Genomic DNA, 2,130 nt, shown 5'->3' on the forward strand with positions numbered 1-2,130 from the left:
CCCTTCCGCGCCGGGCGCTAACGCCCGGCCATGGCCCCTCCGGGCGCTAACGCCCGGCCATCGCCTTGTTCTCCAGCCGCGAGATCAGCCGCACCAGCGGCCAGAGCAGCAGGAAGTAGGCCACCGCCGCCGCCACGATGGGGGTGGCGTTGTAGGTGGCGTTCTGCGCCTGCCGCGCCTGGAACAGCAGCTCCGGCAGCGCGACGACGGAGGCGATGGAGGTGAGCTTCACCACCTCCAGCGTGTTGCTCACCAGGTCGGGCAGCACGTTGCGCACCGCCTGCGGCAGGATGACATGGCGCAGCGCCTGCCCGCGCGTGAGGCCGGTGGAGCGCGCCGCCTCCATCTGCCCCGCCGGCACGCTGCCGATGCCGGCGCGCAGCACCTCGCCGTAATAGGCGCCGGTGTTGAGGAAGAAGCCGATGGCCACCGCCCCCCAGGCGCCGACATCGATGCCGGCGAAGGGCAGCCCGGCATAGAGGAACACCAGCAGCACCAGCGGCGGGATGGCGCGGAACAGGTCGGTCCACGCCGCCGCGGCGAGGCGGATGCCGCGCGGCCCGGAGGTGGAGAGCAGCGCCAGGATGACGCCGCCCGCGAGGCCGAGCGGCACCGTGATGGCGGAGAGCGCCAGGGTGTAGAGGAAGCCCTGCCACAGGATCGGCCAGGCCTCGCGCAGGATGTCGCCGTTGAGGAAGGCGAAGAGGAACTCTTCCATGGGTGGCGGCTCCCTCAGCGCTTCCAGGCGAAGCGCGTCTCGACCCAGCGGCCGAGCGCGACGACGGGGATGAACAGGATCAGGTAGGCGATGGCGCCGAGCGTCAGCGGCGAGGGGTTGGCCGAGAAGGACATGGCGCTCTGCGCGGCGCCCAGGATCTCGGCGACTCCCACCACCGAGCCCAGCGCCGTGCCCTTGGTGATGGCGATGGTGCGGTTGGTCAGCGGCGGGATGGTGATGCGCAGCGCCTGCGGCAGCACCACCAGCCGCAGCGTCTGGAAGAAGCCGAGGCCGGTGGAGCGCGCCGCCTCCCACTGCCCCTTCGGCACGGCGGTGATGCCGGCCCAGTAGATTTCCTCGGCGAAGGCCATCAGCACCAGGGTCAGCGAGAGCCAGGTGGCGGCGAAGCCCGACATGCCGAGCCCCATGGCCGGCAGCCCGAAGAACAGCAGCACGATGATGACCAGCGGCGGCAGGGCGCGGAACAGGTCGACCACGAAGATGATCAGCCAGTTCAGCGGCCGGATGCCGCAGGCGCGCAGCAGCGCCAGCGCCAGCCCGAGGGCGAGGCCGGACACCACGATCAGCAGCGCCAGGATGACGGTGAGCCCCAGCCCCTGCGCGATCAGCGGCAGGTAGGTGCCCATCACCTTCAGGTTGAAGAAGGAGAAGAGGAAGCTTTCAAGACCGCCCATGGCGCGCGCCCCGCCGCCTCAGTGCCGGTCGATCTGGCGGATGAAGGCGCGGGTGCGCTCGTGCCGCGGGTCGCCGAAGATCTGGGCGGGCGGCCCTTCCTCCAGCTTCTCGCCATCGGCCATGAACACCACGCGGTCGGCGGCGGCCTTGGCGAAGGCCATCTCGTGGCTCACCACCACCATGGTCATGCCGTCCTGCCGCAGCTCGCGCATCACCGCCAGCACGCCGCCCACCAGCTCGGGGTCCAACGCGCTGGTCGGCTCGTCGAACAGCATGACGCGCGGCTCCAGCGCGATGGCGCGGGCGATGGCCACGCGCTGCTGCTGCCCGCCCGAGAGCTGCGCCGGGTAGTGGTCCATCCGCTCGGCCAGGCCGACGCGGTCGAGCGCCCGGGCGGCGGCCTCCTCGGCCTGGGCGCGCTCCTGCTTCAGCACCTTGCGCAGCGCCAGCATCACGTTCTGCCGCGCCGTCATGTGCGGGTAGAGGTTGAAGCTCTGGAACACCATGCCGATGCGCCGGCGCGCCGCGTTGATGTCGGTGGCACGGCTCAGCAGCTCGATGCCGTCGACATGGATGGAGCCGTCATCCGGCTCCTCCAGCCGGTTCAGACAGCGCAGCAGGGTGGACTTGCCGGAGCCGGAGGGGCCGATGATGAAGACCAGCTCGCGCTCCGCCACGCTGAGGTCGACGCCCTTCAGCACCGTCAGCGGGCCGAA

General features: G+C 71.0%; 3 protein-coding genes. All 3 read right to left on the reverse strand.

What is annotated here, in order from left to right:
* Nucleotides 1-46: 46 nt before the first annotated feature.
* Nucleotides 47-718 (reverse strand): amino acid ABC transporter permease, encoded by a 672-nt coding sequence (locus ACZJYS_RS24100; RefSeq protein ID WP_109515780.1) that lies wholly within the window; start codon nt 716-718, stop codon nt 47-49.
* Between the two features lie 14 nt (nt 719-732).
* Nucleotides 733-1,413 (reverse strand): amino acid ABC transporter permease, encoded by a 681-nt coding sequence (locus tag ACZJYS_RS24105; RefSeq protein WP_109515779.1) that lies wholly within the window; start codon nt 1,411-1,413, stop codon nt 733-735.
* 18 nt (nt 1,414-1,431) lie between these two features.
* Nucleotides 1,432-2,130, reverse strand: a 699-nt coding sequence (locus ACZJYS_RS24110; protein WP_493180614.1) for an amino acid ABC transporter ATP-binding protein, incomplete at its 5' end; no start/stop codon positions are given.

This window comes from Roseomonas sp. TS2 (genome assembly GCF_058833935.1).

What these genes read in the sequence shown, in the direction of transcription:
- ACZJYS_RS24105 (WP_109515779.1), bottom strand. Translation starts at nt 1,413, where the DNA reads ATGGGCGGTCTTGAAAGCTTCCTCTTCTCCTTCTTCAACCTGAAGGTG.
- ACZJYS_RS24100 (WP_109515780.1), bottom strand. Translation starts at nt 718, where the DNA reads ATGGAAGAGTTCCTCTTCGCCTTCCTCAACGGCGACATCCTGCGCGAG.